The organism is Bifidobacterium sp. UBA6881 (genome assembly GCA_002451435.1).
Classification (GTDB): Bacteria; Actinomycetota; Actinomycetes; order Actinomycetales; family Bifidobacteriaceae; genus Bifidobacterium.
This window is the reverse complement of sequence record DKCF01000068.1, coordinates 39494-39813: the sequence shown is the minus strand read 5'-3', so window position 1 is coordinate 39813 and position 320 is coordinate 39494. Positions and strand designations below refer to the sequence as shown.

At 62.2% G+C, this 320-nt stretch carries 1 protein-coding gene; it reads right to left on the bottom strand.

Annotated features, from left to right (window positions below; translation table 11 throughout):
• Positions 1-17: 17 nt before the first annotated feature.
• Positions 18-320 (bottom strand): DapH/DapD/GlmU-related protein (locus B3C64_RS05195; RefSeq protein ID WP_291534203.1); only part of this gene is annotated, 303 nt, incomplete at its 5' end.

The following is a 320-nucleotide window of genomic DNA, read 5'->3' as shown; positions in this document are numbered from 1 at the left end:
ACCATATCGGAGAAAAACTACTCCCGGCCTTCCACCTCGGCGAAAGCGGGATCATGTTCGGGAATCTCGCGAATCACATGGGCGGGATTGCCGACCGCGATCACGTTTTCCGGAATGTCGCGCGTCACCACGGAACCGGCGCCGATGACGGAATTCGAACCGATGGTCACGCCCGGCGTAACCGTCACATTGGCACCGAACCACACATTGTCGCCGATGGTCACGGGCGACGCATGCTCCCATCCCGCCAGACGCGTCGCGGCGTCCAATGCGTGGTTCGGAGTGGCGATGGTGCAACGCGGGCCAATCAGGCAGTCCTC